The 24,879-nt window shown below is 37.3% G+C and carries 24 protein-coding genes; 11 read left to right on the top strand and 13 right to left on the bottom strand.

Going from position 1 to position 24,879, the window contains the following annotated elements; all coding sequences use genetic code 11:
* Together rbsK and rbsR are read right to left on the bottom strand one after the other, a co-directional pair.
* Positions 1-939, bottom strand: a complete 939-nt coding sequence (rbsK, locus tag EUI_RS0101135) for a ribokinase (RefSeq protein WP_010015497.1) — start codon at positions 937-939, stop codon at positions 1-3.
* A gap of 122 nt (positions 940-1,061) precedes the next feature.
* On the bottom strand, positions 1,062-2,057 hold the full coding sequence (gene rbsR / locus EUI_RS0101130; RefSeq protein ID WP_010015496.1) for a ribose utilization transcriptional repressor RbsR: 996 nt from the start codon (positions 2,055-2,057) through the stop codon (positions 1,062-1,064).
* 155 nt (positions 2,058-2,212) lie between these two features.
* On the opposite strand from rbsR, the gene EUI_RS0101125 reads away from it, so the two are divergent.
* Genes EUI_RS0101125 through EUI_RS0101115 form a run of 3 tightly spaced genes read left to right on the top strand, consistent with a single transcriptional unit; the run spans position 2,213 to position 5,359 of the window.
* Positions 2,213-3,436, top strand: coding sequence for a NupC/NupG family nucleoside CNT transporter (locus tag EUI_RS0101125; protein ID WP_010015494.1), 1,224 nt, complete (start codon positions 2,213-2,215; stop codon positions 3,434-3,436).
* A 29-nt stretch (positions 3,437-3,465) separates the two neighbouring features.
* Positions 3,466-4,398 carry a ribonucleoside hydrolase RihC gene (gene rihC, locus EUI_RS0101120; protein ID WP_010015492.1) on the top strand — a complete coding sequence of 311 codons (933 nt, stop codon included), beginning with the start codon at positions 3,466-3,468 and terminating at the stop codon, positions 4,396-4,398.
* Between the two features lies 1 nt (position 4,399).
* Positions 4,400-5,359 (top strand): nucleoside hydrolase, encoded by a 960-nt coding sequence (locus EUI_RS0101115; RefSeq protein ID WP_010015491.1) that lies wholly within the window; start codon positions 4,400-4,402, stop codon positions 5,357-5,359.
* A gap of 375 nt (positions 5,360-5,734) precedes the next feature.
* Here the strand turns inward: EUI_RS0101115 and EUI_RS0101110 are convergent, their stop codons facing one another.
* Positions 5,735-6,979 carry an MFS transporter gene (locus EUI_RS0101110; protein WP_010015490.1) on the bottom strand — a complete coding sequence of 415 codons (1,245 nt, stop codon included), beginning with the start codon at positions 6,977-6,979 and terminating at the stop codon, positions 5,735-5,737.
* A 138-nt stretch (positions 6,980-7,117) separates the two neighbouring features.
* Here EUI_RS0101110 and EUI_RS0101105 point away from each other — a divergent pair, with 138 nt between their 5' ends.
* The 4 genes from EUI_RS0101105 to EUI_RS0101095 all read left to right on the top strand — a co-directional run bounded on the left by EUI_RS0101105 (position 7,118) and on the right by EUI_RS0101095 (position 9,337).
* A complete protein-coding gene (locus EUI_RS0101105) occupies positions 7,118-8,047 on the top strand; it encodes an Rgg/GadR/MutR family transcriptional regulator (RefSeq protein WP_010015489.1) in 930 nt (309 codons plus the stop codon).
* 123 nt (positions 8,048-8,170) lie between these two features.
* Entirely contained in the window at positions 8,171-8,635 is a 465-nt protein-coding gene (locus EUI_RS0101100) for a GNAT family N-acetyltransferase (protein WP_010015488.1), read from the top strand.
* 31 nt (positions 8,636-8,666) lie between these two features.
* Positions 8,667-8,924 carry a hypothetical protein gene (locus EUI_RS10500; RefSeq protein WP_141557726.1) on the top strand — a complete coding sequence of 86 codons (258 nt, stop codon included), beginning with the start codon at positions 8,667-8,669 and terminating at the stop codon, positions 8,922-8,924.
* Positions 8,925-8,938: 14 nt separating this feature from the next.
* Entirely contained in the window at positions 8,939-9,337 is a 399-nt protein-coding gene (locus tag EUI_RS0101095; protein ID WP_010015487.1) for a hypothetical protein, read from the top strand.
* A gap of 166 nt (positions 9,338-9,503) precedes the next feature.
* On the opposite strand, the gene EUI_RS0101090 is transcribed toward EUI_RS0101095, so the two are convergent.
* The 4 genes from EUI_RS0101090 to EUI_RS0101075 are packed head-to-tail and all read right to left on the bottom strand — an operon-like array spanning position 9,504 to position 12,938.
* Positions 9,504-10,685: an ABC transporter permease gene (locus EUI_RS0101090; RefSeq protein WP_010015485.1), complete on the bottom strand. Its 1,182-nt coding sequence runs from the start codon at positions 10,683-10,685 to the stop codon at positions 9,504-9,506.
* Positions 10,672-11,361 (bottom strand): ABC transporter ATP-binding protein, encoded by a 690-nt coding sequence (locus EUI_RS0101085; RefSeq protein WP_010015484.1) that lies wholly within the window; start codon positions 11,359-11,361, stop codon positions 10,672-10,674. The genes EUI_RS0101090 and EUI_RS0101085 overlap by 14 nt, the downstream gene beginning before the upstream one ends.
* A complete protein-coding gene (locus tag EUI_RS0101080) occupies positions 11,354-12,397 on the bottom strand; it encodes an efflux RND transporter periplasmic adaptor subunit (RefSeq protein WP_010015483.1) in 1,044 nt (347 codons plus the stop codon). The genes EUI_RS0101085 and EUI_RS0101080 overlap by 8 nt, the downstream gene beginning before the upstream one ends.
* Positions 12,398-12,437: 40 nt before the next feature.
* Positions 12,438-12,938, bottom strand: a complete 501-nt coding sequence (locus EUI_RS0101075; protein WP_010015481.1) for an MFS transporter — start codon at positions 12,936-12,938, stop codon at positions 12,438-12,440.
* 345 nt (positions 12,939-13,283) lie between these two features.
* Between EUI_RS0101075 and EUI_RS0101070 the strand changes: the two genes are divergently transcribed.
* From EUI_RS0101070 to EUI_RS0101055, 4 genes are read left to right on the top strand one after another with little or no spacing between them, the layout of a single operon-like run.
* On the top strand, positions 13,284-13,634 hold the full coding sequence (locus EUI_RS0101070) for a PadR family transcriptional regulator (protein WP_010015480.1): 351 nt from the start codon (positions 13,284-13,286) through the stop codon (positions 13,632-13,634).
* Positions 13,631-14,974: a DUF4097 family beta strand repeat-containing protein gene (locus EUI_RS0101065; protein ID WP_010015479.1), complete on the top strand. Its 1,344-nt coding sequence runs from the start codon at positions 13,631-13,633 to the stop codon at positions 14,972-14,974. Before EUI_RS0101070 ends, EUI_RS0101065 begins: the two co-directional genes overlap by 4 nt.
* A 42-nt stretch (positions 14,975-15,016) precedes the next feature.
* Entirely contained in the window at positions 15,017-15,211 is a 195-nt protein-coding gene (locus tag EUI_RS0101060; RefSeq protein ID WP_010015478.1) for a hypothetical protein, read from the top strand.
* 12 nt (positions 15,212-15,223) lie between these two features.
* A complete protein-coding gene (locus EUI_RS0101055) occupies positions 15,224-15,487 on the top strand; it encodes a PspC domain-containing protein (RefSeq protein WP_010015477.1) in 264 nt (87 codons plus the stop codon).
* Between the two features lie 195 nt (positions 15,488-15,682).
* Here the strand turns inward: EUI_RS0101055 and gyrA are convergent, their stop codons facing one another.
* From gyrA to dnaA, 6 genes are all read right to left on the bottom strand, one after another.
* Entirely contained in the window at positions 15,683-18,238 is a 2,556-nt protein-coding gene (gyrA, locus tag EUI_RS0101050; protein ID WP_010015476.1) for a DNA gyrase subunit A, read from the bottom strand.
* Between the two features lie 108 nt (positions 18,239-18,346).
* A complete protein-coding gene (gene gyrB, locus EUI_RS0101045; protein ID WP_010015474.1) occupies positions 18,347-20,356 on the bottom strand; it encodes a DNA topoisomerase (ATP-hydrolyzing) subunit B in 2,010 nt (669 codons plus the stop codon).
* 25 nt (positions 20,357-20,381) lie between these two features.
* The gene (recF, locus tag EUI_RS0101040) at positions 20,382-21,509 is read right to left on the bottom strand and encodes a DNA replication/repair protein RecF (RefSeq protein WP_010015473.1); all 1,128 of its coding nucleotides are present in this window, start codon (positions 21,507-21,509) and stop codon (positions 20,382-20,384) included.
* Positions 21,491-21,952, bottom strand: a complete 462-nt coding sequence (yaaA, locus tag EUI_RS0101035) for a S4 domain-containing protein YaaA (RefSeq protein ID WP_010015472.1) — start codon at positions 21,950-21,952, stop codon at positions 21,491-21,493. Before yaaA ends, recF begins: the two co-directional genes overlap by 19 nt.
* 140 nt (positions 21,953-22,092) lie before the next feature.
* On the bottom strand, positions 22,093-23,226 hold the full coding sequence (dnaN, locus tag EUI_RS0101030; RefSeq protein WP_010015470.1) for a DNA polymerase III subunit beta: 1,134 nt from the start codon (positions 23,224-23,226) through the stop codon (positions 22,093-22,095).
* Positions 23,227-23,415: 189 nt separating this feature from the next.
* Complete coding sequence (gene dnaA, locus EUI_RS0101025) at positions 23,416-24,762, bottom strand: chromosomal replication initiator protein DnaA (protein ID WP_010015468.1); 1,347 nt, start codon at positions 24,760-24,762, stop codon at positions 23,416-23,418.
* Between the last annotated feature and the right edge of the window lie 117 nt (positions 24,763-24,879).

Here is a 24,879-nt window from a genome sequence, read left to right as displayed (position 1 = left end):
TCATTTCACTATACTGGAATTTTGTAGGCCAGCATCAACTTCTGCTTTTGTTGGAATTGACACAATTGCACCCGAACGACTAACCGTTAAAGAACTAGCAAAGCTACTTCGAGTAATAATTGCTGGTAAATCGTTCATACTCTGAGAAATATTTGCAGCGATTGTACCAATAAACGTATCACCAGCTGCAGTCGTATCAACCGCTTTAACTTTGAAAATAGGTAACTGTCCAGTCTTGCCTTTGACATTGTAATAAACACCATCGCCACCGAGAGTCACAATTGTATTCACCATACCCAATTTTTTTAATTGGCCGGTCAACTCACCTAATGCTTCTATATTAGTCGTTGGTGTAACATGCGCTAAGGCAGCCGCCTCAGTCTCATTTGGAATCACTAAATCTGTGTTAATCATGATTTCAGCACTCAAATGTGAAGTGATAGGTGCTGGATTGAGAATTGTAAGTGCGCCAAATGCACGAGCAATCTCAAATCCTTTAGCCACCGCATCAATTGGTACCTCTAGCTGGGCAACAACAACATCGGCTGCAGCAATCACATCATGAGCCTGCACAATATCTGATGCATTTAAACTCATATTGGCGCCACCAAAAACCATGATCGTATTATGACCGTCGGCCTCTAGCATAATCGTAGCCGATCCAGTCGGCTGTTTTTTAGTAAAAATGTAATCTGTGGTAATACCTTCATCTGTTAATAATTGCTTAAATGCACGACCACGATCATCATTGCCAACCGCACCAATGAAAGTCACATCCGCACCTTGACGGGCAGCAGCAACAGCTTGATTTGCACCTTTACCACCAAAATTACTTGCTTGGTTGCTAATGCTAATCGTTTCCCCTTGTTTAGGCAAGCGATCAACCATTTGAATAGTATCTATATTGAGGCTGCCAATAATCACAACTTTATTTTTCATATCAAAAAACTCCTTATATAAAATGAGGTTAAACGTTTTACTAATAAGGGTTAATATTTATTTTACGTCGTCAAGAAAAAAAAGTCAAGAAAAAACAGCTTCACTTTATAGCGAAACTGTCTTCATCGTTTAATCGGCCCCGTGGATTCTCTAACAACCAATTTAACATCAAAAAAAGCTGTTTGAAAAGGTAAATTCGGGTGATCTAGGCGTCGTAATATCATGTTCAAAGCCGCTTTGCCAATCTCTAAAACTGGTTGCATCACTGTGGTAAGCGTGGGAATCATAAATTCAGCATAGTCTGTATCATCATACCCAACAATAGACATGTCAGCTGGTACATTAATATTTTGATAAGCTAATCCGCGTAATACGCCGATTGCCATTTCATCATTTAAGACAAAAGCTGCTGTTGATTCGCTTTGAATTAATTGATGAACTGCAGCTAAACCACCATGTTTAGACAGTGTTGTGGTTATAATAGTAGTAGGTGATAAATTCGACGTCGACAACGTATCCAAAAAGCCAGCACGGCGTTGTCTCATATTATCAGTTAATTTATTTGGTAAAATCAATGCAATTTTTCGATGACCTAATGATAATAGATGACTAGCGACCAAGCTCCCACCAGTAAATTCATTCGTTTGAACCATATCTTGCGCATTAATATCAGCATTTTGATCAAGCACAAGGTATGGAATGTGTCTTTTTTTCAAAAACTCATTCACTTCTGCACGATTTGGTATCGGTTTACCAAAAATAAGCGCCTGTGCACCACGTTCAACTAATGAATAAATCGTACTTTGTAAATTGTCATCTGTTGAGCCCAGAAAAACAAGATTCACATCAGCAGGTGCGTTATCTTGCATACTTTGTATAATATCTGCGAAAAAAGGCATACGGAAGGATGGTACAATAATACCAATTAAACGATTGGATGTACCCTTTAAATTTCGCGCAGCACTATTTGGCACATATCCCAAATCATCGCGTGCCTGCAATACTTTTTCTATTGTATGCTTTGAGAATCGTTGCCCTTTATTGTTTAAAATTTGAGAAACTGCTGCAATAGATACATCTGCTTTTTTAGCAACATCTTTAATTGAAGTTTTGCGCATAAACTCTATCCCTTATCGTAATGGTATACTTTAATATATCTATTGTACCTTAAAAATTAATCTGGAAGCGCTTCCATTTTCAAATAAAGTGTGTTACACTATTTTTGGTTAAACGTTTTACTCATTATATTTTCTGTTCAAGAGAGGAATTAATTATGTTTTTATTTGCTAACGTACTTGGTATTTTTGTTTTCATTGCCATCGCTGTTTTGTTTTCCCGAGATAAGAAGAGTATTCAATGGCGATCTGTCGGTATCGTCCTAGCCATTGAATTGGCATTAGCTTGGTTCTTCACGCAGTTCAAGGCCGGCCAAGTTGCTGTCCAAGGTGCTGCTGATGGCTTTAACTGGCTAGTTTCTGTCGCATCCCAAGGTATTGCCTTTGCATTACCTGAGTGGTTAACATCAAATAATGGTGGCCCTAATTTCGTAACATCAGCTTTGTTACCCATTTTACTAGTCGTACCACTATTTGATATTTTAACCTATGTCGGTATCTTACCTTGGCTAATCAAGTGGATTGGTAAAGCACTGACATTTGTTACTGGACAACCAAAATTTGAAGCATTTTTCTCTATTGAAATGATGTTTCTTGGCAACACTGAAGTTTTAGCTGTTTCTAAATCACAACTAGATCACATGTCGGCAAGCCGTAACTTCACATTAGCTATGATGTCAATGAGCTGTGTCACCTCTGCCATTATCGGTGCGTATACACAAATGGTTCCCGGCAAATATGTTTTAACAGCTATCCCACTTAACATCTTGGGTGCCATTATCGTTACTTCAATTTTAAATCCTAACAAAGTGGCTCCCGAAGATGATATTATTGTTAATATTAATGAAAAAGGGGCTAAAAAAGAACCCTTCTTCTCATTCTTAGGCGATTCAATTCTGGGTGCTGGTAAGTTGATTTTAATCATCACTGCAACCGTTATTGCCTTTGTCTCATTAGCAGCCCTCATCAACCAACTATTTAGCTTAACTGGCTTACACTGGTTAACACTTGAAAATATCTTTGGTGTTATTATGTTCCCATTTGCTTGGTTGCTTGGTTTCAACGTACACGATGCTTTCCAACTCGCACAATTCATGGGTACAAAGTTAGTAACCAATGAATTCGTCGTTATGGGTGAAGTATCAAAGTCAATCATGGCTGGTAAAGGTCTCTTTGCAAATGAACATGCACGTATTGTCTTAACTGTCTTCTTAACAAGTTTTGCCAAATTTGGTACAATTGGTATGATTATTGGTGCCTTCAAGGGATTGGTTAATAAAGAAAAGAATGATTACATTAGCTCACGCGTACCATACATGTTATTGTCAGGTATTCTCGTTTCATTATTGTCAGCAGCAACTGCCGGATTATTCGTGTGGTAAGCAATATTACAATTTAGAAAGGTATGAACATGACACCTATTATTTTAGATATGGACCCAGGTATTGATGACGCAGTGGCGTTATCAATTGCACTGACTAACCCAGAAATTGATATTAAATTACTGACAAGTGTTGCTGGTAATGTTTCCGTTGATAAAACAACAATTAATCTCTTAAAACTCACCACATTTTTTAAACAGACACAAGTACCTGTAGCACGTGGTGCTGCTGCACCATTAAAAAAAGCATTTGTTGATGCCTCATATATTCATGGTGCATCAGGTATGCCTGGCTATGAATTCCCAACCGTTACAACACAAGCTTTACCCACTGATGCTGTCAGCGCCATGGCAAAAGTATTGTCAGAAGCGCCTGAACCAATGACAATTGTCGCTACTGGTTCTTATACAAATATCGCCTTATTAATTCAAAATCATCCAGAATTAATCAGTCAAATCAAAGAATTTGTTTTGATGGGCGGTTCATTATCTGGTGGTAATGTCTCATCAGTGGCAGAATTCAATATTTTTACCGATCCTGATGCTGCTGCTATTGTCTTTAAAAGTGGTATTCCAATTGTCATGATCGGTCTTGATGTCACATTAAAAGCATTATTATCTCTAGACACTATTGATGCCGTTGCTAATATTGGGGAGGCAGGCAATATGCTTCACAAATTGATGACAGCATATGGTGATAGCGAACCAGGTGGCAAACCAATGCACGATGTCAACACTATTTGCTACTTACTCAACCCAGAATTTTACACCACAAAAGATTACTGGGTTGACGTCATCACTGACGGTCCAGCAGCTGGTGCAACAGTTGCAGATACACAAAATCGCTGGTCTAATGGCAAAATAAATGCCAAAGTTGCCATTAACATTGATACGCAAGCATTTGAAAAATGGTTCATTGAACAAATACCAGTGATGAACCAGTATTGTGAAGGAGCAATTTAAGATGGCATCCACAAAAATGATTTTAGATTTAGATACTGGTGTTGATGATGCATTAGCATTAGCATTAGCGATATGTGACCCACGGGTTGATCTCATTGGTGTGATTGCCTCATATGGTAACACTTTAGTTGAAACATCAGCACAAAATACCCTCAATTTATTACATTTACTGGGTGAAAATGATGTGCCGGTCTATTTAGGAGAATCACATTCATCTACGACTGATCATTTTGATGTGATGCCTATATCAAAAGCCATCCATGGTGAACATGGCGTGGGAAATCTCTCATTAGCAACAGCAACACGCAAAATCGAACAAACAAGCGGCATTCAATTTTTAATCGACATGGCGCATAAATATCAAGATGAATTGATTTATGTCCCAACTGGTCCTTTGACAAACATGGCAAAAGCCTTGAAAATAGATCCTGAAATATCTCATTTGATTGGTAATACCACATTAATGGGCGGTGCATTAACAGTGCCTGGTAATGTGACGCCCTTCACTGAAGCAAACATTAATCAAGATCCCGAGGCCGCAGACCGTGTTTTCACAACACAAGACAACTTAACAATGGTTGGCTTAGATGTCACTCTGCGTACATTGTTAACCAAAAAAGATACGCAACAATGGCGTGAATTAGGGACACAAGCTGGTACTGCTTATGCTGATCTCATGGACTTCTATATTGAAGCCTATGATCGGTTAGACATCGATCATCGTGGTGCCGCCTTGCATGATCCATTGGCAGTTGCTGTAGCAATTGACCCGAGCTATGTCGTGACAATTCCCCTGAATATGCGCGTCACTTACGATAAAGATACAAAGGATTATGGCCGCACAATAGGCGATCGCGAACGGTTGCTTGAACCAACAACAACAAATGTTGCTGTTAGCGTCAACGCTAAACGATTTGTCCGTGATTTTATGGACTTTATGATTGCTGTGTTAAAAGCTTAAATAAAAAAAGGATTGCAGATTTATTTCTTGCAATCCTTTTTATGTTGAATTATTGACCGGAATAACGCTTGATATCACTGCTGAAATTTAAAATCTTGATTTCAAACTGCTTAAAACATTATAGTCGCCAAAATACGACTGAAAATAAGTGTTGTTAAAATTATAGTGGCCACTTTTGCGTAACTATAGCGTTGATTAATCAGAAATACCAGTAGTATCACCCAAGTAATAATAGATATTCCTATCCATACTAAAACTGACATACCTCTTTCAGTAGAAAGAACAAATGCTTTGATTAAAACATAGGGTACAACCATACTTGTATTATCACTATACTAACAACTAAACTTATATGGCATGATAGCGCTTCATGTTTTATCCCACTTTATATGACAGTGTATAAAGTATTAATAACACTTCAAGTACAATCATACTAATCCATGCGTTACTGAGAGACATCGAAGTTGCAATTGATAGAAAAATCAGTTGCCCAATAGGTACACTAAGCGTTACCAATGTATTCATAAATCCTGCAATCTGTCCTAATTGTTTTTCCGCAACGCTAGTCATGACATATGTACTAACACGTGGACTAATTTTACCAAGTGTATAACCAATACCAAAAAAACTAATGATTATCGCATAAATGTTTGGAGAAACAACAATGTTTAAACCAAGTGCCGTTAAAAATAGGAGTAAAATAATAGTCAACATATTCAAGTGGATTTTTTTTAAAAAATCGTTAGTGAAAAAAGATCCTGAAACAAGTCCAAGCGCTAATACAGTATTAACAATTGATAATGAAAAACCGTAGTTTTTGATATAAATTCCAGGGTATTGTAGTAATGTTAAGCTGATGAGACCGTCAATAGATCCTACCAATAAGTTCAGCAAAGTAAATAAAAATAAAATATGCAACAATTTTTTATTGGCTTGAATAATACGCCTATTGATCTGCATAGATGCCCAAAAGCGAACTTCCGGTACCTGAGAAGACCGATTAATATGACTAGTAGCCTGCAGTTTTTGATTGAATTGCCGTTTAGAGATAATTAAAACTAGACCACTCATTAAAAACAATACCGCATTGAATAACGAGAAGTAAAAAAAATTATTATTTAAAAAGGTTAAAAAAGTGACGCCAATGACCTGACCAATAACATTGACCAAAGACATAACAGAAACTTGCACAGATCGCGCAGCGAGTAAATCTTGTGACGGCACAATATGCTTTATAATAGGCAGCGCCGCCAATGACGTCATACCACTTAGTAAATCACTGGAGACATTGATAAAAATAATAAACGAAAATAGTAACCAGTCATTCATTGTTAACTCAAATAATATCGTCAAAGTACCATACAGTATGGTTTGAACAAGTCGAGTTAAAATCATTAACCGCAACTTGTCATGTGATTTATCAGCAATATACCCTAATCCGATCTGTAAAATAGTCGGTAACGTATTAGCGATGACAACAACTGTTGTCGCCAGCTTGGCGTTACTTGTTTGTGACGCATAAACAAGTAACGCAATATTAAAAAATGCCGCCCCAAGTAATTCGATAAATTGAGAAAGTGTTAAGTTGCGTAATAGCTTGTTAGTTCGCAATAGTAGCATCACTATTCTCCTTTTTTTCATCTAATATATCGTCAATCATTTGCGTTACCTCTTTTTTAGTCTATAAAGATAGTTTAAGTGATATAATTATGAAACACTCAAAAACAGGCATATATGACGAATTGAAAAGAGTATTCTATGACACTTGAGAAAACCTTCTATCAATTACGAAAATCTAAAAATTTAACTTTGACATCATTGGCTGATCAAAACGCGTCAGCTTCATTTATTGGAAAATTTGAAAAGAGTCAAACTGATATGTCGGTTTCACGTTTTTTTAACCTGCTTGAAAAAATGCATGTCAGCCAAGCTGAATTTGAATTCATGCTACAGGAGAATCAAGCGCCCTATTTAATTCGTCGCATTCACTTAATCGATAACCAAGCAATTACTAAAGAATTAGTACAAGAATTCCATGACATAATCAAACAAGATCAAAGCAATCGTCCAAACGATAACACCCCCGCATTTTTAATGATTTTAGCTGAGGGACTGACTTTACTCTTGAGCAAAGAGGTTAAACAATGGCCAAATGATCAGTTATATGTGATAGTTAAGCCTGTACAGACTTATTTGCTTGGTGTTGAGGTTTGGGGAATTTACGAATTACAAATATTTACTTTAATATCGTTTATGTTACCTGCTGATATTTTATATTTGTTAACAAAAGTTGCAATTAAGCGTGTCGGATTATATGACCAGTCCTTATTAAATGTTCAATCACAATTGATGCATGTCATTTGGACATCCTTTTCGACGCTTGTATATGAAGATCTTTCAGCTGCTCAGCAATTATTAAGCATTGCGGAAAAATACTTAATAGATCATATAGATGTAACTGAAAAAATAACATTAATGTTTAATAAAGGTTGGTATGACATTGAAGCAGGCCACATTGAAAAAGGCGAACAGCGCGTTCGCACAGCAATAAATATATATACCACATTAGGCTATAAGGAAAAGGCATCTGATTTAACTAGACAATTAGTACACCACATCAAAAGACAGGAAGAAAAAAAACAAGGATACAAACCAGATGGTTCCCGTGTTATTTCGATCTATGTTTAATTTTGATTGATACCAATTACAATGAAGCATACTATCGATGACTATTGGTCACATGACATGTCATAATATTTCAAATCAGTATGCTATACTTAGTGAAAAACTTGTTTTCAGAGGAACAAACTCATGTTAAAAATTATGCCAATGTCTCCTAATCATTTTCAAAAATACATAGATTTTGCAGTCAATGAATACGCCACAGAAAAGATCGCAGCTGGCACTTGGACAGCAGAAACTGCCCAAAAAAATTCACAATTAACTTATGATCGGTTATTACCAAATGGGCTTGCAACGCCAGACAATTTTTTCTACTCAATTATTTTCAAAAATTCAGAAATAATCGGCTATATCTGGTTCGGTACTGATAATGAGAATGCATCAACTGCGTTTATCTTTGACTTCGAAATTTATAAAACTTATCAAAATAGCGGTTTTGGTTCAAAAACGCTCGAACTTGTTTCAAATGAAGCAAAAAATATGGGATTTACTTCACTAGGACTTCATGTTTTTGGTAGCAACAGTAGAGCTATTCACGTTTATCAAAAAAGCGGATTCAACATAACAGACATAAAAATGCAAAAACAACTCTAATGTATAACGTGTGCGTATAAAAATATGAAAAATGATAAGAATTAACCGCACAACAGACGGTGCTGAGAAAATAAAAGGCATAGGCTGGCGGTTTGCAAGATACGTTTTCTATTCAGATTTCAACACTAGTATTGTCGGTAACGTATCAGAAGCAAGCCAAACTTGGATATACAATTCTGCCAAGGCAATCCACCTGTCTGCTGGTTCATCACAATATTTTAATAGTGGTTACGACTACAATTCCATGAAAACATTTTACTCATATAATCCTGCTGCTAACTTATATTAGGAGGCTATTAATCGATGATTAAGGCGAAAAAACTTATTTATTTTCTTGTTCTACTAATTGTGTGTGCTTTGGTCGTTGTTCTGCTAATCGAAAGTCAGAGAAATAAAAAACCTGTTACTACAACTATGTTGCCTTCTCAAAGATCTTCATCCGCAGATACCTCAAAAAATAACGAATCGCACTTATCTTCCGCTGACATTGCTTCTGAAGGAAACAATAATGTCAGTGGTGGCGGGGATTTCACTTCCTACTATGGTAAAGAACGGATCGTTAAAATATATCATTCGGATACCAAAACAGTTACACTTTTAAACGAAAATGATCCTATGACAGCTGACCAAAAAGAACATTTAAAACAAGCAATTGCTCTTTATCAACAAAATCAAGCCGCGATTAGTGCAACCAAAAAATAACTGCAATAAATAAGAAAAGCTTACAGAAAATCCATACCATTAATCAATCATAAATACGATGTTTTTGTTTCGCAATTAATTTAATAGTATCAATAAAAAACGCATAACTAGCATCTGCTAGTTATGCGTTTTTAAAATTAAGAAAGCATCTTGTGCCAACCTGCCGTTATCTCAAAATATCAATCAAATTCTTATTACTTGCTGTTTTAGCTGGTAATATACCAAACACTAAGCCAACAATGGTTGATGTGCCAAATGCTAATAAGAATGTGGATATGGACACGCTAGCTTTAAATGGTAAGAAAGCAGAAACGCCCATGGCAATTCCTAAACCAGCAAGATAACCAATCATACCACCACTCAAAGTTAACATCACGGCCTCTATCAAAAATTGCCATAAAATTTGTTGCTGAGAAGCACCCACTGCCATACGAATACCAATTTCTTGAGTACGCTCACTCACAGCAATATACATCATGTTCATCACACCAATACCAGCAATAAACAACGAAATTCCTGCCACAGCAACAATGAAGTACGTGATGCCCTTAATCACGGCACTAACACCCTTCAACATGGCAGCCATATCATAAAATTGATAATTCCCAGCGTTATGTTGTGAACCCGTACTATTCAATTGATCCGTAATTTTCTGGGTTTCTTTAGAGACATTCACCCCAGCAGCAAATGTTAATTTCAATGTGTTGGCCGAAATATTGGCATTGTTCGCCTCAAACACTTGGCGTGGTACAACGACATCATAGTTATTATAACTCCCACGCATGGCATCATTACTAATGATACCAACAATTGTATATGTCGTGCCATTTAATTCAATACCAGCATTCAACGCATTATTTGCACTTTGATACCCTCTTTTGGCCATGGATTGACTCACTAAGGCTACTGGATTGCTAACCAGGCTATCTCTTTTACTAATACCATGACCTGAAATTAAATGATCATTATTAGCACTTTGACTTAAATAAACAACTGGCGATATTGTTTTACCATTGACTAACCCTTCAGTTGATAAAATGCCATGATCATCTGATTGTACACTAACATGACTGACTTTATTATTTTCACGTATGCGATTCAAATCATCATCGCTGAAACCAGCCACTTTGCTCTCATCTTTTGGCGCAAAAGTAATTTCAGTCGACTGTTGACCACTGCTACTAGCCTGCAAATTTTTCATCATCGCCACACGAGCGCCATCTCCCAGTGCTAAAATAGTGATCACGGAAGCAATGCCAATAATAATGCCAATCATAGTCAATATACTACGACGTTTGTTAGATAATAGTGATCGAAAAGCACTCACAAATAGTTCACGTATTTGCATGTTGCACCTCCTCATCACTTTGTATTTGGCCATCTAATATTTTAATCAATCGATTTGTTTCACGTGCAACATGTTCATCATGGGTAACCATAATAACCGTTGTGCCATTATCATTCAAATCTTTAAACAACGCAATAATTTCTGCAGAAGTAACTGAATCCAACGCACCAGTTGGTTCATCTGCCACTAAAAATTTTGGTTTTGTCACAATCGACCGAGCAATCGCCACACGTTGCTGTTGCCCACCAGAAAGATTTTTTGGCAATTTATGATAACTACCAGGTAAGCCCACTTGTGATAAGACCTCATTCACACGCGCTACAATATCTCGGCGCTTCATACCGGCATACAATAAAGGTAAGCCAACATTTTCACCAACACTTTGATTTGTAATGAGCTTGAAATTTTGAAATATAAACCCGACGGATTGATTACGCAATTGCGCATGTTGCTTACGGTTTAGTTCACTCACAACCACATCATTAAATGTATAACCACCATCAAAATGTTGATCCAAAAACCCAATAATATTAATTAAAGTTGATTTACCTGACCCAGACGGCCCCATAATCGCCACAAATTCACCAGCTTGAATGCGCAAATTAATGTCATGTAACACTTGATAATCATCATTACCTTGACGATAACTTTTACTAATCGCTGATAAATTAATCATTGATTGCTTCACCATTTTTTAAATGACTATCTGGATTAAGGACAACCTTCTCATCCTTAGCGACGCCTGACTTAACGATATAACTTGTCCCTGTCTTAGTAACATCAGCGTTAATCCGACTAGCTTTACCATCGATTATTTTATAGATATTGCCTTTATAAACTGCAGTACTTGGCACCTTGAGATCGTTTTGTGGTACTTTCACTTTCACACTTTGTCCGTATAAAAAGTTTTCGTTCACATGAGCAGAAAATGGATAATAGGTGGTTCCTTTACTTTTCTCTGCTGGTATTTGTTCAATTTTATCAATGGCTGTTGTTTGATTTGGTGTGCCATCAATGCCACTGACAGTAACTTTATCCCCACTGTGAACCTTATTATAATCGTACTCTGATACTGTTGCCTGCAACATCTTTTCAGTAGTGTTCATTGTTAAAGCAGGCAAACCATCTTTTGTATTATTATCTACTGAAACAATACCATCAAAAGGTGCCGTTAAATTGACATTCAGTTTATTTTGTAAATCAACAAGCTTATTTTGTGCATCTTGCACATCTGTATTTGCATCAGTAACAGCTTGTTGTGCTTGCGTTACACCATCTTTTAGTGCAGATTTAGCTTCTGGATCTGCTTGATTGTAGCTCTGTTGTGCATTTTTTAGTGCACTTGCAGCACTGTTAACCGCACGATTCGACTTAGCAATCATATCGTTTTGATTGTCAATTGCTTCCTGCATATCCGTGTTCGTTACAGTTAACAAAATGTCACCACTTTTAACAGTTTGACCATTATTAACATTAATTTGTTGTAGCTTACCAGTTGGTGTATTCAGCATTTGTGTTTTGCTAGCAGCTACTTTTCCTGACATTGATAAAGCAGGTGAAGTGGTCACCGTATAGGATTGATAACCTGTTTTGACGGTTGCACCAGATTTGTGTGTCATTTTATGATACGTTGTCACCCCAGTAACTGCTAGTAGACCAACAGCTACAACGCAACTCGTGACAATTAAGGTTACTTTAGTTCGTCGTTTCATACTACTCCCCTCAATACTTCTGAATTCAGTGTGCGGTTATTTATTTCATCAACATAGGTACTGCACTGATTGCAATGATCAATACGACCATAATCACAAGATAAATAATTTGTGTGCGCTTTGTGATAACCTTTTCTTGACGTAAAATGAATGTGTAAATCAGTGCATTAACAACACCACTAATAATTGCAGCAACTGTATTTCCTGACTTATATAAGCTCAGTACGGTCACTAAAAAGATATTTATAATAGCAAATGGTATCTGACTAATTGCTGTCGCATACCACGATGTTAAAAATGAAACGGATTGCTTTTCTTCTTGTCCCAGTTGTGACAACCAGATAAATAATTTATTAAACAGTGCGCCAACAATCACTCCGACAATACCAGATACAGTCACTGTAATCAACATCATCTGTGACGTTTGTCCATCAATCTTAACACCGTTAACATCTGTTATACTAAGGGCTGTCATGACCCCAATACCCATGATAATCAATGTTGCTACAATAGCAATCATTACTTTGTTCTTTTTACTCATTTCCTTTTCTCCTTTGTAATGCGTTCATCAAAACACCAATAGTAATAGTATAGCAATGATTGTTATGAATTTATACCTATTTTGTCATGAAAAATTGTATATTGTGATTTTATATGCAAAATTTAAATATTTTACTTTCCGTTAAGAATGTAATCACGAATTTTAGCTATGTGCAATTCATAAAGTGATCCAAGACACCACGTGTCAATTGCTTCAAAATATGTTAATCAAATTCTAACGTAAAGACCATATTTTCGGATGTTTTTTATATCATAAACCAAATTACTTTGACAACCACAGTAATTTGGTTTATGATATAGTTGAAACTTATAGAAAGGTGATAAAATGGCTATTTCAAAAGATCTTATTCGTGGGCATACTGACACGATTATATTAAATATTCTTAACCAAGGTGATTCCTATGGCTATCAAGTGGCCAAGTCGATTCGCCTATTGAGCGACCAGCAATATGATCTCAACGAGGCAACATTGTACACTGCTTTTCGGCGTTTAGAAAAGGGTGATGATATCACAAGCTATTGGGGCGACGAAACACAAGGCGCACGTCGAAAATATTATAAAATCACGACGTCTGGTCAACAACATCTTGTAAGTGCCTTACAGGAATGGGAATTTGCTAAGGACATTATTAGCAGCTTGATTACTGGCAATATTAATGAAGGAGCATCACTATGACATCAATCGAAATGGAAATACGGACACGTTTGGACGTTATTTTCTCAAAATATACACCAAACACACAACTCACTGAATTTAAAGAAGAACTTGTTGCCGATTTAATGGAAGCCTATCAGGATTTTGCTAAACAAGACAAATCCCACGACGAGGCACTTGATGATGCATTTGCACAATTGGGTGACATTGATATTGTCCTCCGTGATTTAAGTCAGACAGCCAAAACAAATGGTGCAAACCATGATGACGAACCAAAAAAAGAACCCTTTATTGATATTTCAGATGATGGTTTCCATGTTGGTAACTTACATATTGATGGTCATGGTGTTCGTTTAGGCGATGATATTGTGATTGATGGCAAACATGATAAAGTACAATTTGGTGATTGGTTACATGTCGATCATGATGGCGCGCGGGTTGGAAAAAAATATTACAAGTTCGATGATGACAGCAATATGAATCAATCGCACTTTGATGAAAACGAAGAAAATGATTCTGCGCCAACCTGGGCTGCTGCTCATCATAATGCCCAAATTCCTATCAGTGATAAACAATTTGTGTTCGATTATAGAGATGCCACTGTTAATTTTTATACCAATGATAAGACAGATCTCATAACCGTCGACGAATACTTTAATCGCGATAATGCGCGATATTTTGCCCATATTGAAGAAAATGATGATCGTGTCTTAGTATCACAAGGTGATCATCCCCTATTATTTCACGTACGAACTTTAATTAATGTTGGTTTTCCAAAAAACTTTGATACCGGCTATATAACAAGTATTAACCACAGTGGCCGTGTCACTGCACAAAATTTGACACTCGGTACGTTTAATCTAGTCATTCACTCTGGTAGCTTTAACGGGCAACAAATTAAAGCTACTACCGCCGCTTGGGAAGTACATTCAGGCGCAGTAAAAGCAGACGGACTCACCTTTGAAAAAGCCGAAATATTTGATCAATCTGGTAGCGTCAAGCTTCTAAACGCCGCAATATCTCACGCCAAAATCAGCGCGACATCTGGATCTGTTCAAGTCGACAATTTTGTTGGCGGTGGCCAATTTAGCGCCAATTCTGGTTCATTACGTTTGCGTATAACTGAATTAACTGATGATCTGAAATTACATGCTCACTCTAGTTCAATTCGTGTCACCGCACCGGCAACACAGCATTTTAATTTTGATCTATCTTCTAACAGCGGTATGGTTACAATTGAACGTGATGAAAATATTCATTTTGACAAAAATACGACGAACTATAAACGCGGATTTTATGGCACTAATCCTAAATTCACGATTGATGCTAACGTCAATTCTGGTACAATTAAGGTGTATTAAGGTACACATGTTATTCACTTCACGTAACCGAAAGGAACTCATATGTCCATAAAAGAATATTATCATCATAGCCATCCATCACATGGCATACAAGCATATGGCGTTGGTCTTATGCTTGCTGCTGGTATTGAATTTGCAACATCTCATGACTGGTTTTCAACGCTTTGGCATGCACTTCTCAGCTGGATTTCAGTTGGTTACTACATTGCCGACACACTACAACACATTATTAAATAAGGAGTATTAATCATGACAAAAAAGAAAGCATTTACACGCTCACGTAACAATCGCATGATTGCTGGTGTTATGGGAGGCGTGGCTGATTATTTTGGTTGGAATGCAACTTGGTTACGTATTATATTTGTACTGATTTCATTTTTCTCAGTAGCATTTCCTGGCATTTTAGTTTATATTTTAGCTTGGATTATCATACCTGATGCACCAAAAAAAACAAATTACTATTCAGCAGATTCGCGTAAAGATGTCACACCAGACAATGACGACCGACCTTAATAACTCATAAGCAACATTACACGCCTTCTCGTATCATATAGCATCATAGAAATTAAGGAGGTACGCTATGTTTGGTTACCTTGCATCCCTGTTTACTAATAAAAAGGGTCTATCATAATAAAAAACTCGATGACTAATATAGCCATCGAGTTTTTATTATAAATTAACAAGTAAATATTAACTTAATAACGCATATTAATCTTCATTTGTTTCATCAGATTTCGCGCGGTTTAATAATTCTGTTACTTGTTCCATCTGCTGATTATCCAAGGGTGTTTCACGTGAAACATCTTCTTTTGTATCATCAACAAGACTCTCTTCGTGCTCGACTTTTGCTAGTGTTGCTACTTTAGCACCATCTTCCAGACGAATCAAACGGACACCTAATGTTGCACGCCCAGTTTGACTGACAGATTCTGTAGTAAATCGAATCATTACACCTTGCGTTGTGGTAACCATGATATCTTCATCACCATGAACGATTATCATACCAGCCAAAGTGCCATTTTTTTCAGTGATATTGGCTGTTTTAATTCCTTTACCACCACGACCTTTAATTGGGTATTCACTGACTGGTGTTTGTTTCCCGTAACCTTTTTCTGTAATTACCAAAACATTATCGTTCAAACTCACAACATCTGATCCAATAACCAAATCACCATCACGTAATCGAATACCACGAACACCAGCTGCAGCACGACCCATGATACGAACATCTTCTTCCGTAAATCTAACAGAATAGCCATCTTTGGTAGCAATCATAATACTTTGCGTACCATCAGTAATTTGAACAGATAACACTTCATCATCATCACGTAATGTTAATGCTTTCAAACCATTCGTACGAATATTTGAAAATTCACTTACAGCTGTTCGCTTAACAACACCGAGACGTGTGACAAAGAATAAATAATCCTTGCTTTCGCCAGCTTCACCACGAACATTAATAACTGTTTGTATTTTTTCATCACCTTCAAATTTAAGTAAGTTAACAACTGGAATACCCTTAGCCTGACGGCCATATTCAGGTACTTCATAACCTTTCATTCGGTAAACTTTACCTTTGTTGGTAAAGAATAGTAAGGTGTCATGCGTTGATGTGGCAATCATTTGATCAACAAAGTCCTCATCATTGACATTGATACCTTGCACACCACGTCCGCCACGATTTTGCGCTTTAAATTCAGCCTGTGGTACGCGCTTAATATAACCATTACGCGTCAAAGTAACAATAACATCTTCTTCTTCGATTAAATCTTCATCTTCCAAATTAGTCACATCGCCGACTTGTAATTCTGTACGACGTGCATCCCCAAATTTTGTTTGAATTTCTAAGAGTTCATCATAAATGATTTGGTCAACACGTTCTTCATGTGCCAAAATATCTTTCAAATCAGTAATTAAAGCAACCAACTTTTGATATTCATCTTCAATTTTATCACGTTCCAAACCAGTTAAACGTACTAATCGCATGTCTAAAATGGCTTGTGCTTGCTTATCAGACAGTGAATAACCATCAATCAATCGTGTTTTAGCTTCTTCTGAAGTTGCTGATGAACGAATGATGCTGATAATTTCATCAATATGATCCAAGGCAATGCGTAATCCTTCAAGGATATGCGCGCGCGCCTGTGCTTTTTGTAAATCAAAAGCTGTACGACGACGAATAACTTCACGTTGGTGAATCAGATAAGCGACTAAGATTTCTTTGAGGCTCATTGTCTGAGGTTTGCCACCATTAATTGCCAACATATTAAAACTAAAGTTTGTTTGTAATAGTGTCTCTTTGTATAGATTGTTTAAAATAACACTAGCAGATGCATCACGTCGCACATCGATTGAAACACGTAAACCATCACGATCGGACTCATCACGAATTCCTGTGATACCTTCAATACGCTTATCACGAGCTAATTCTGAGATACGCTCTATCAAACGAGCTTTATTGACAGCGTAAGGTAATTCTGTGACAATAATTTGTTCTTTACCTGTTTTTGTTTGCTCAATATCTACTTTTGCGCGAACAGTAACTCGTCCACGACCAGTTTCATAAGCGCGTCGAATACCCGATTTGCCCATCACAATCCCACCTGTTGGAAAGTCTGGTCCAGGAAGTGCTTCCATTAAGTCCATGGTTGTCGCTTCCGGGTTGTTCATCAGAATATGCAGCGCCGAAATAACTTCAGCCAAGTTATGCGTTGGAATGTTTGTTGCCATTCCAACCGCAATTCCAGTCGCACCGTTAACTAACAAGTTAGGGAAACGTGCTGGTAGGACTTCAGGCTCACGTTCTTCACCATCATAGTTGGGTATAAAATTAACTGTATCCTTGTTTAAATCACGTACCATTTCCATGGCAACCTTTGACAAACGGGCCTCAGTATAACGCATAGCAGCAGCACTATCACCATCGACAGAACCAAAGTTACCATGGCCATCAACAAGCATATGTCGATATGAAAAAGGTTGGGCCATGCGGACCATTGATTCATAAATTGCTGAATCACCATGCGGATGATACTTTCCCATGACATCACCAACAATACGTGCGGATTTCTTATGTGGCTTATCAGGTGTATTTCCTTGCTCAATCATTGAGTACAAAATACGACGATGAACAGGCTTCATGCCATCGCGAACATCAGGTAATGCACGCGCCACAATAACAGACATAGCGTATGACAAAAATGATGTTTTCATTTGTTCTGACAAATTCGCATTACGAATGCGCGAATCATTTTGTTCAGACATTTTTTACTCCTTATAACGTTATTCTGAAGTTATGTACTGCCAATTGGCAGTTTCGAGTGCTTTTTTACAACACCATCATGCCTTATAACAGGCCAAACGTACACTCTTTTAAATATCTAAGTTTTCTACGAACACAGCGTTTTCTTCGATGAATTCGCGACGTGGTGCGACATCATCACCCATTAACATATCAAAAATACTATCAGCTGCCTCCGCATCAGAAGGATCAACACGCAATAAGCGACGATTTATTGGATCCATTGTTGTATCAGCAAGCTGATCGAAATCCATTTCACCTAATCCCTTATAACGTTGCACTTTTGGTTTAATATTTGATGGTAACTGCGTTAAGTATGCTTCAAGTTCTTCATCAGTATCCAAGTATTCACGCGTCTTTGAATTACCTAATGCTACCCCATACAAAGGTGGTTGTGCAATATAGATATACCCGGCATCAACCAGTGGCCGCATATAACGATAAAAGAGTGTCAGCAACAGTGTACGAATATGTGCACCATCGACATCGGCATCAGTCATGATAATAACTTTGTGATAATTCGCCTTTTCAACGTTAAAATCATCACCAAATCCTGTTCCCATTGCGGTAAACAATGATCGAATTTCTTCATTTCCTAATACTCTGTCTAAAGTTGCCTTTTCAACGTTCAAAATTTTACCACGAATTGGTAAAATAGCTTGTGTGACACGATTGCGCCCCTGCTTAGCTGATCCACCGGCCGAATCACCCTCCACAATAAACAACTCGGAAAGTGCTGGATCATTTGACGTGTTATCTGCCAATTTACCAGGCAAATTACCGATTTCTAGACCAGACTGCTTACGCGTCATTTCACGTGCACGTTTAGCAGCTAAACGTGCTTTTTGCGCCAAAATACCTTTGTCAACAATCTGCTTAGCAACTATTGGGTTTTCCATCATAAAACGACTAAAGGTCTCTGAAAACATGCGATCTGTTGCCTGCCGAGCATCCGAGTTCCCTAACTTTGTTTTAGTTTGACCTTCAAACTGCGGATCCGGATGTTTGATTGATACAATTGCAGTTACCCCTTCACGAACATCTTCTCCGGTTAAACTTTCAGCATTGTCTTTTAATTGGCCATTTTTACGACCATAATCGTTAATCACACGTGTCAAGGCTGTTTTAAATCCTGTTTCATGTGTACCACCTTCATAGGTGTTGATGTTATTTGCAAATGTACGCAAACTATCCTTAATATCCGTTGTGTACTGTAATGCTGCTTCCACGACAATTCCATTTTCTTCACCTTCAACATAAACAGGTTCAGGAAAAATAACTGTCTTTTCCGAATTTAAGTATCCAACATACTCTTTTATGCCACCTTCAAAATGAAAGCTCTCTGTTACAGGCGTTTCTAGGCGATTATCTGTAATAGAAATGCGCAAACCCTTATTTAAAAATGCCAACTCTCGTACACGTGTTAACAAAGTATTATAATTAAAAGTTGTTGTTTCACGGAATATATCGCTATCAGGGTTAAAATGCACAATTGTGCCACGATTAATCGTTGGTTCCTCATCCAGCTTAACAATACTTGTATTTACACGACCTATTTTAAAGTCCATATAATATACTTGATTATCACGGATAACTCTAACATCTAGATTAGTTGATAACGCATTAACGACTGACGCACCAACACCATGTAATCCGCCAGAAACTTTATAACCGCCACCACCAAATTTACCACCAGCATGTAATACGGTAAAGACTGTTTCAAGTGCAGATTTCCCCGTTTTAGTTTGGATATCTACTGGAATACCACGCCCATCATCAGTTACAGTAATCGAGTTATCTTTTTCAATTGTTACTGTAATATGTGAGGCAAAACCGGCTAAGGCTTCATCAATTCCATTGTCAACAATTTCCCATACCAAATGGTGCAAACCTTGTGCAGTAGTTGTGCCAATATACATACCTGGACGTTTACGGACAGCTTCTAATCCTTCTAAAACTTGGATTTGATCTGCATTATAATCTCCGGCACTGGCGTTTACAGTACTTGCTTGACGGATTTCAACGTCATCAGTTACAATACCATCTATATTTTCTAATTCATTATTTATTTCTTCAGACATATTAAATCCTTTATGTACTTGCTAGTCACTCAACTTGTTCTTCTAACACAATCTCACCTTGTTGCACGTGAAACACTTTAGGCGCATGAATTAATTGCCGTGCGACATCACTTAACGTTGGTGCTGTAATGAACGTTTGAACCTTATCTTGAATTGCTAACAAAAGATGCGTTTGCCGATTAGCATCAAGCTCGCTTAAAACATCATCGAGTAACAAGATTGGGTATTCACCCGTTTCTTGTTGCATGAGATCTATCTCAGCTAACTTAATTGCAAGCGCAGTTGTCCTTTGTTGACCTTGTGAGCCAAAAACAGCCACATCATTATCATTAACAATGAACTGGATATCATCGCGATGTGGACCAACTAATGTTGATCCTTGCATAATTTCACGTGTTTGTTGTTTTTTTAAGGTTTGTTCAAAAACGGCTTTAATCGTTGCTAAATCAGTCCCTTTTTCAAAATCAATACTTGTTTGATACCTCAAAGTTAAGGTTTCACGTTTATTTGAAATTTCAGCATGAATGGGCTGCGCAGCAACTTCCAGTCTTTCTAAAAATGTTTGACGTGCCAAAAGTACTTGCGACCCAATGTCAACTAATTGTTCTGTCAAGACATCTAAAAAAATTGTGTCCGTGGTTTGTTTCATTTGCAAACGCTTTAAGTACGCGTTACGTTCTTTTAATATGCGACGGTATTGCGTTGTATTGTACAAATATAAGGGGTTCATCTGCCCAAATTCCATGTCAATGAACCGCCGTCGCACACTTGGTGCACCCTTAACTAATTCTAAGTCCTCAGGTGCAAATAAAATAACATTTAATTGGCCAATATATTGTGATAATTTAGATTGTTCCAAATGATTCACACGCGCTTTTTTGCCTTTATTCGAAAAGTGCAAAGATAACGGCGTATCACTAATGTTTTTCTTAACTCGACCACTAATTGTGGCTTCTTTTTCCTGCCAACGAATTAAATCTTTATCACTACTTGTTCGATGCGAGCGTGCCAAAGCTAAAACGTAAATACTTTCTAGTAAATTTGTCTTACCTTGTGCATTTTCACCCAAAAAAACATTCACACCATCACTAAAATTTAGCGTTAGGTCAGTATAATTACGGTAATTAACAAGTCTTAGCGATTGGAGTTCCAAGAACCAGGTCCTTTTGGTCCTGCACCACGACCACCTTGATTAGATCGACCAAAACCACCTGCACGTGTCCCGTTTTTCTTACGTAATTCAGCAAATCGTGCCTCTTTACGTTCTTTAGCGACAGCAGCTTTTTGTGCTTTAATTCGGTCATTACGCACGGTTTTTTTTGCAGCAGCAGCACGTTCAGCCTTTTCTTCTTGTGCTGCTGCAATCATTTCATCAGCATTATCTGCTAATGAAATGACATAGTTCTCGCCGTCCACAGTAATCTCATCGTGGTTATATAATTTTTTGCCACGTCGATTTTCAGTCTCGCCATTTAACAAGACTGGAAAATCCATTAGATAGTACTTTGCCTGACCACCAGAAGAAATAATATTCTCTTCTTTGAGTAATTGTGTGAGTGTGATGTATTCAGTTGTGATTTTTATATTTTTCGTCATATTAGTTACTCTTGTATTGTACCATTTTTTTGCAGCTTATTCTTAAAAAAACGGTCTAAAATCGTTTTTAAGCGATTTTAGACCGTTTTAGGCATAAATGTTTGTTTGTTATCAAATTTATTCAAAACGCCCGTCAGGAATTAAAACGTGCGGACTGGTGTAATCAGCTGTAATTGCTTATCATCTGTTTCACCAGCTGGTGTCAATGTGAATGGGCGCAAATTACTTGTAAACTTGATATCCACAGCTTTACCATTAAACACGCGTAGCGCATCACGAACATAATCTGGATTAAATGAAATCTCCAAATTTTCCCCTTCTACGGATTTGGTCACCAATTCTTCTTGTACACGACCTACTTCTTGTGATGTTCCAATTAGTGTTACCACGCCATTTTCAAGTGTGAGTTGCACAACGTTATTTCGGCTTTCATGACTCAATAAACTGGCACGATTAATTGCACCTAATAAAGCACTCGCTTCAATCGTGAGCTGTGTTGTGCTTTCTGTAGGAATCAAGCGATCAGTTTCTGGATAGTTTCCTTCTAACAACCTTGAATAAAACGTAGTATTGCCTAAATCAAATACCGCTTGATTTGCTGCTAACTTGATTTCAACTCGATCTTGTCCTTCTAGCAAACTTTGTAATTCGTTAAACGATTTAGCTGGCATAATCACATCAGCTTTAACATGCGCATCAGTTCCCGTCAAAGTGACAATTCGTTGCGATAAGCGATGTGAATCAGTTGTCACAGCTTTGACATCGTTACCATTCAAAGCTAAGTGGATACCAGTTAAAATAGGACGACTCTCTTGTGTTGAAGCAGAGATTTTTGTTTGTGAAATAATATCAACAAGTTGTGCTGCCGAAACACTCAAACTTTGAACATCATCCATTTCTGGTAATTGTGGATAGTTATGAACATCCTGACCATTAATTGTAAAATCAGATGCACCAGATGTGATACTAGCACGAACCCCGTCAACAGATAAGGTCATATCATCAGCAGGTAAATTTTTAACGATATTTGAAAAGAATGTCGCTAGTAATGTGATTCCACCTGGTTGTTTGATAATTAATTGGGCACCAGTATCTGATTGTTCAATACGCGTTTCAATTGAAATATCACTATTTGACCCTGTTAAAATTAACTCTTCTTGTGTTAAGACAATTTTGATGTTTGTCAAAATTGGAATTGTTGTCCGAGATGAAATTGCACGAGAGACATCATTTAATGCCTTGATAAAAGCTTGACGATTAATTGAGAATTGCATAATTATGCTCCTTTAATTTTAGCAATATGCGTAGCCATGTTTTTAAATATTTTAAATAAAAGATCTAGTAGTAATAATAAGGGGTGTTCAAGTTGGGGATAACTGGCTGGTCATAACGTAGAGAACGATTAAACTTGTTCACAATGTTGTGGGAAAAACAGCTAGTTTATTATGTCTTATCCACAAGTCCTATTTACCATTTTTTATCTCATCTGTTAGTGCTTCAAGCATTTCTTTTGTTCGCGCATCAGACTCAGCTTTTTCTGTAATTTTATTGGTCGCATGTAGAACAGATGAATGATCACGCCCACCAAACGATCGGCCAATGTCTGGTAGACTCTCGTTTGTTAGCGTTCTAGTTAGGTACATAGCAACATGTCGTGCGGTTACAAGGTCTTTTTTGCGACTCGTACTTTTGAGATCATCAATTGTTTGCATGTAGTAGTCAGCTACAACCTGTTGAATGCGTTCAACAGTGATTTTAAAGCCTTGATTGATATTTAGATCGCCCAATATTTTTTGGGCGGTTTCTTTAGTGGCCGGTTTATTACGATAGCGTAACATTGCTTCAAAACGATGAAATGTGCCTTCAAGTGTACGAATATTGGAATCAATTTTATCAGCAATTAACTCAAGAACGTCATTAGGAATCTCTAAGTTGTCAGTTTCTGCTAAATTTTTGAGGATAGCCACACGAGTTGGTAAATCTGGCTTTTGAATATCCATTGAAATACCAGCCTCAAAACGTGATGTCAGACGAGATTGAAGATCAACAATTTCTGTTGGTAATTTGTCTGATGTCATGATGATTTGTTTACCTGTTTTGGTTAGAACATTAAAGGTGTTGAAGAATTCTTCTTGAACTTTTTCTTTACCAGACCAGAATTGGATATCATCAATCAACAACAGGTCTACTGTACGATATTCCTTTTTAAATGCCGCTGTTGCGCCTTCTCCAGCACGCAAAGATTCAGTAAAATCATTTAAAAAATCTTCTGCTGTTGCGTATTTAATGCGAGCTGATGGTGTTGTCTTTGAGTACGCATTACCAATGGCTTGCATTAAATGGGTTTTACCAAGTCCAACACCACCGTAAATTAAATATGGATTATAGACACGACCAGGATCTTCAGCTACAGCACGTGCAATCGCGTAAGCATTTTCGTTACCAGTACCAACAACAAATTTATCAAACGTAAAATTTTCATTTAAATCTGATTCACGTGTAAACGTTAGATTTTCCGTTTGAATAAGCGTGGATTTTTGTATGGCTTCGGCAATACGAAGTTCAGGCTTGATGAACCCCTCAGCAATTTCCATGGCATACTGTACAAAGCTCATTGCATAGGATTTGTTCCAGTTGTCAATGATATCGCTGCTTTCATCAACGGGAACTTCTAGAATAATGCTTGATTCCGTTAAAGTAACTGGTACAAGGGGCTCTATATAGGTATCAAAGGAAACAGGGCCAATTTCTTGATAGAATTTAGCTTTTACCTGATTCCATAATTCTTCTTTTGTTATGGGTTTTGTCACAAAAATCTCTCCTATAAATTCGGTGTACTCTAAAAATAACGGCAAATTAAAAAAATGACGTCTTGAACCGATCAACTTTTCTATATAAAGAAGAAGTAGCAAGGATTATTATAACAG

The organism is Leuconostoc gelidum subsp. gelidum KCTC 3527 (assembly GCF_000166715.1).
Lineage (GTDB): Bacteria > Bacillota > Bacilli > Lactobacillales > Lactobacillaceae > Leuconostoc > Leuconostoc gelidum.
Note: the sequence above shows the minus strand (reverse complement) of the source record. Positions and strands in the feature narration are given on the sequence as shown.

Bases quoted from the DNA above. Each gene is read 5' to 3' on its own strand.
- rbsK (WP_010015497.1), bottom strand. From the start codon at position 939: ATGAAAAATAAAGTTGTGATTATTGGCAGCCTCAATATAGATACTATT.
- EUI_RS0101125 (WP_010015494.1), top strand. From the start codon at position 2,213: ATGTTTTTATTTGCTAACGTACTTGGTATTTTTGTTTTCATTGCCATC.
- EUI_RS0101100 (WP_010015488.1), top strand. From the start codon at position 8,171: ATGTTAAAAATTATGCCAATGTCTCCTAATCATTTTCAAAAATACATA.
- yaaA (WP_010015472.1), bottom strand. From the start codon at position 21,952: ATGACGAAAAATATAAAAATCACAACTGAATACATCACACTCACACAA.
- EUI_RS0101065 (WP_010015479.1), top strand. From the start codon at position 13,631: ATGACATCAATCGAAATGGAAATACGGACACGTTTGGACGTTATTTTC.
- EUI_RS0101060 (WP_010015478.1), top strand. From the start codon at position 15,017: ATGTCCATAAAAGAATATTATCATCATAGCCATCCATCACATGGCATA.
- EUI_RS0101090 (WP_010015485.1), bottom strand. From the start codon at position 10,685: ATGCAAATACGTGAACTATTTGTGAGTGCTTTTCGATCACTATTATCT.
- EUI_RS0101075 (WP_010015481.1), bottom strand. From the start codon at position 12,938: ATGAGTAAAAAGAACAAAGTAATGATTGCTATTGTAGCAACATTGATT.
- EUI_RS0101110 (WP_010015490.1), bottom strand. From the start codon at position 6,979: ATGCTACTATTGCGAACTAACAAGCTATTACGCAACTTAACACTTTCT.
- EUI_RS0101085 (WP_010015484.1), bottom strand. From the start codon at position 11,361: ATGATTAATTTATCAGCGATTAGTAAAAGTTATCGTCAAGGTAATGAT.
- gyrB (WP_010015474.1), bottom strand. From the start codon at position 20,356: ATGTCTGAAGAAATAAATAATGAATTAGAAAATATAGATGGTATTGTA.
- EUI_RS0101115 (WP_010015491.1), top strand. From the start codon at position 4,400: ATGGCATCCACAAAAATGATTTTAGATTTAGATACTGGTGTTGATGAT.
- rihC (WP_010015492.1), top strand. From the start codon at position 3,466: ATGACACCTATTATTTTAGATATGGACCCAGGTATTGATGACGCAGTG.
- EUI_RS0101070 (WP_010015480.1), top strand. From the start codon at position 13,284: ATGGCTATTTCAAAAGATCTTATTCGTGGGCATACTGACACGATTATA.
- EUI_RS0101105 (WP_010015489.1), top strand. From the start codon at position 7,118: ATGACACTTGAGAAAACCTTCTATCAATTACGAAAATCTAAAAATTTA.
- EUI_RS10500 (WP_141557726.1), top strand. From the start codon at position 8,667: ATGATAAGAATTAACCGCACAACAGACGGTGCTGAGAAAATAAAAGGC.
- EUI_RS0101080 (WP_010015483.1), bottom strand. From the start codon at position 12,397: ATGAAACGACGAACTAAAGTAACCTTAATTGTCACGAGTTGCGTTGTA.
- gyrA (WP_010015476.1), bottom strand. From the start codon at position 18,238: ATGTCTGAACAAAATGATTCGCGCATTCGTAATGCGAATTTGTCAGAA.
- dnaN (WP_010015470.1), bottom strand. From the start codon at position 23,226: ATGCAATTCTCAATTAATCGTCAAGCTTTTATCAAGGCATTAAATGAT.
- EUI_RS0101095 (WP_010015487.1), top strand. From the start codon at position 8,939: ATGATTAAGGCGAAAAAACTTATTTATTTTCTTGTTCTACTAATTGTG.
- EUI_RS0101055 (WP_010015477.1), top strand. From the start codon at position 15,224: ATGACAAAAAAGAAAGCATTTACACGCTCACGTAACAATCGCATGATT.
- rbsR (WP_010015496.1), bottom strand. From the start codon at position 2,057: ATGCGCAAAACTTCAATTAAAGATGTTGCTAAAAAAGCAGATGTATCT.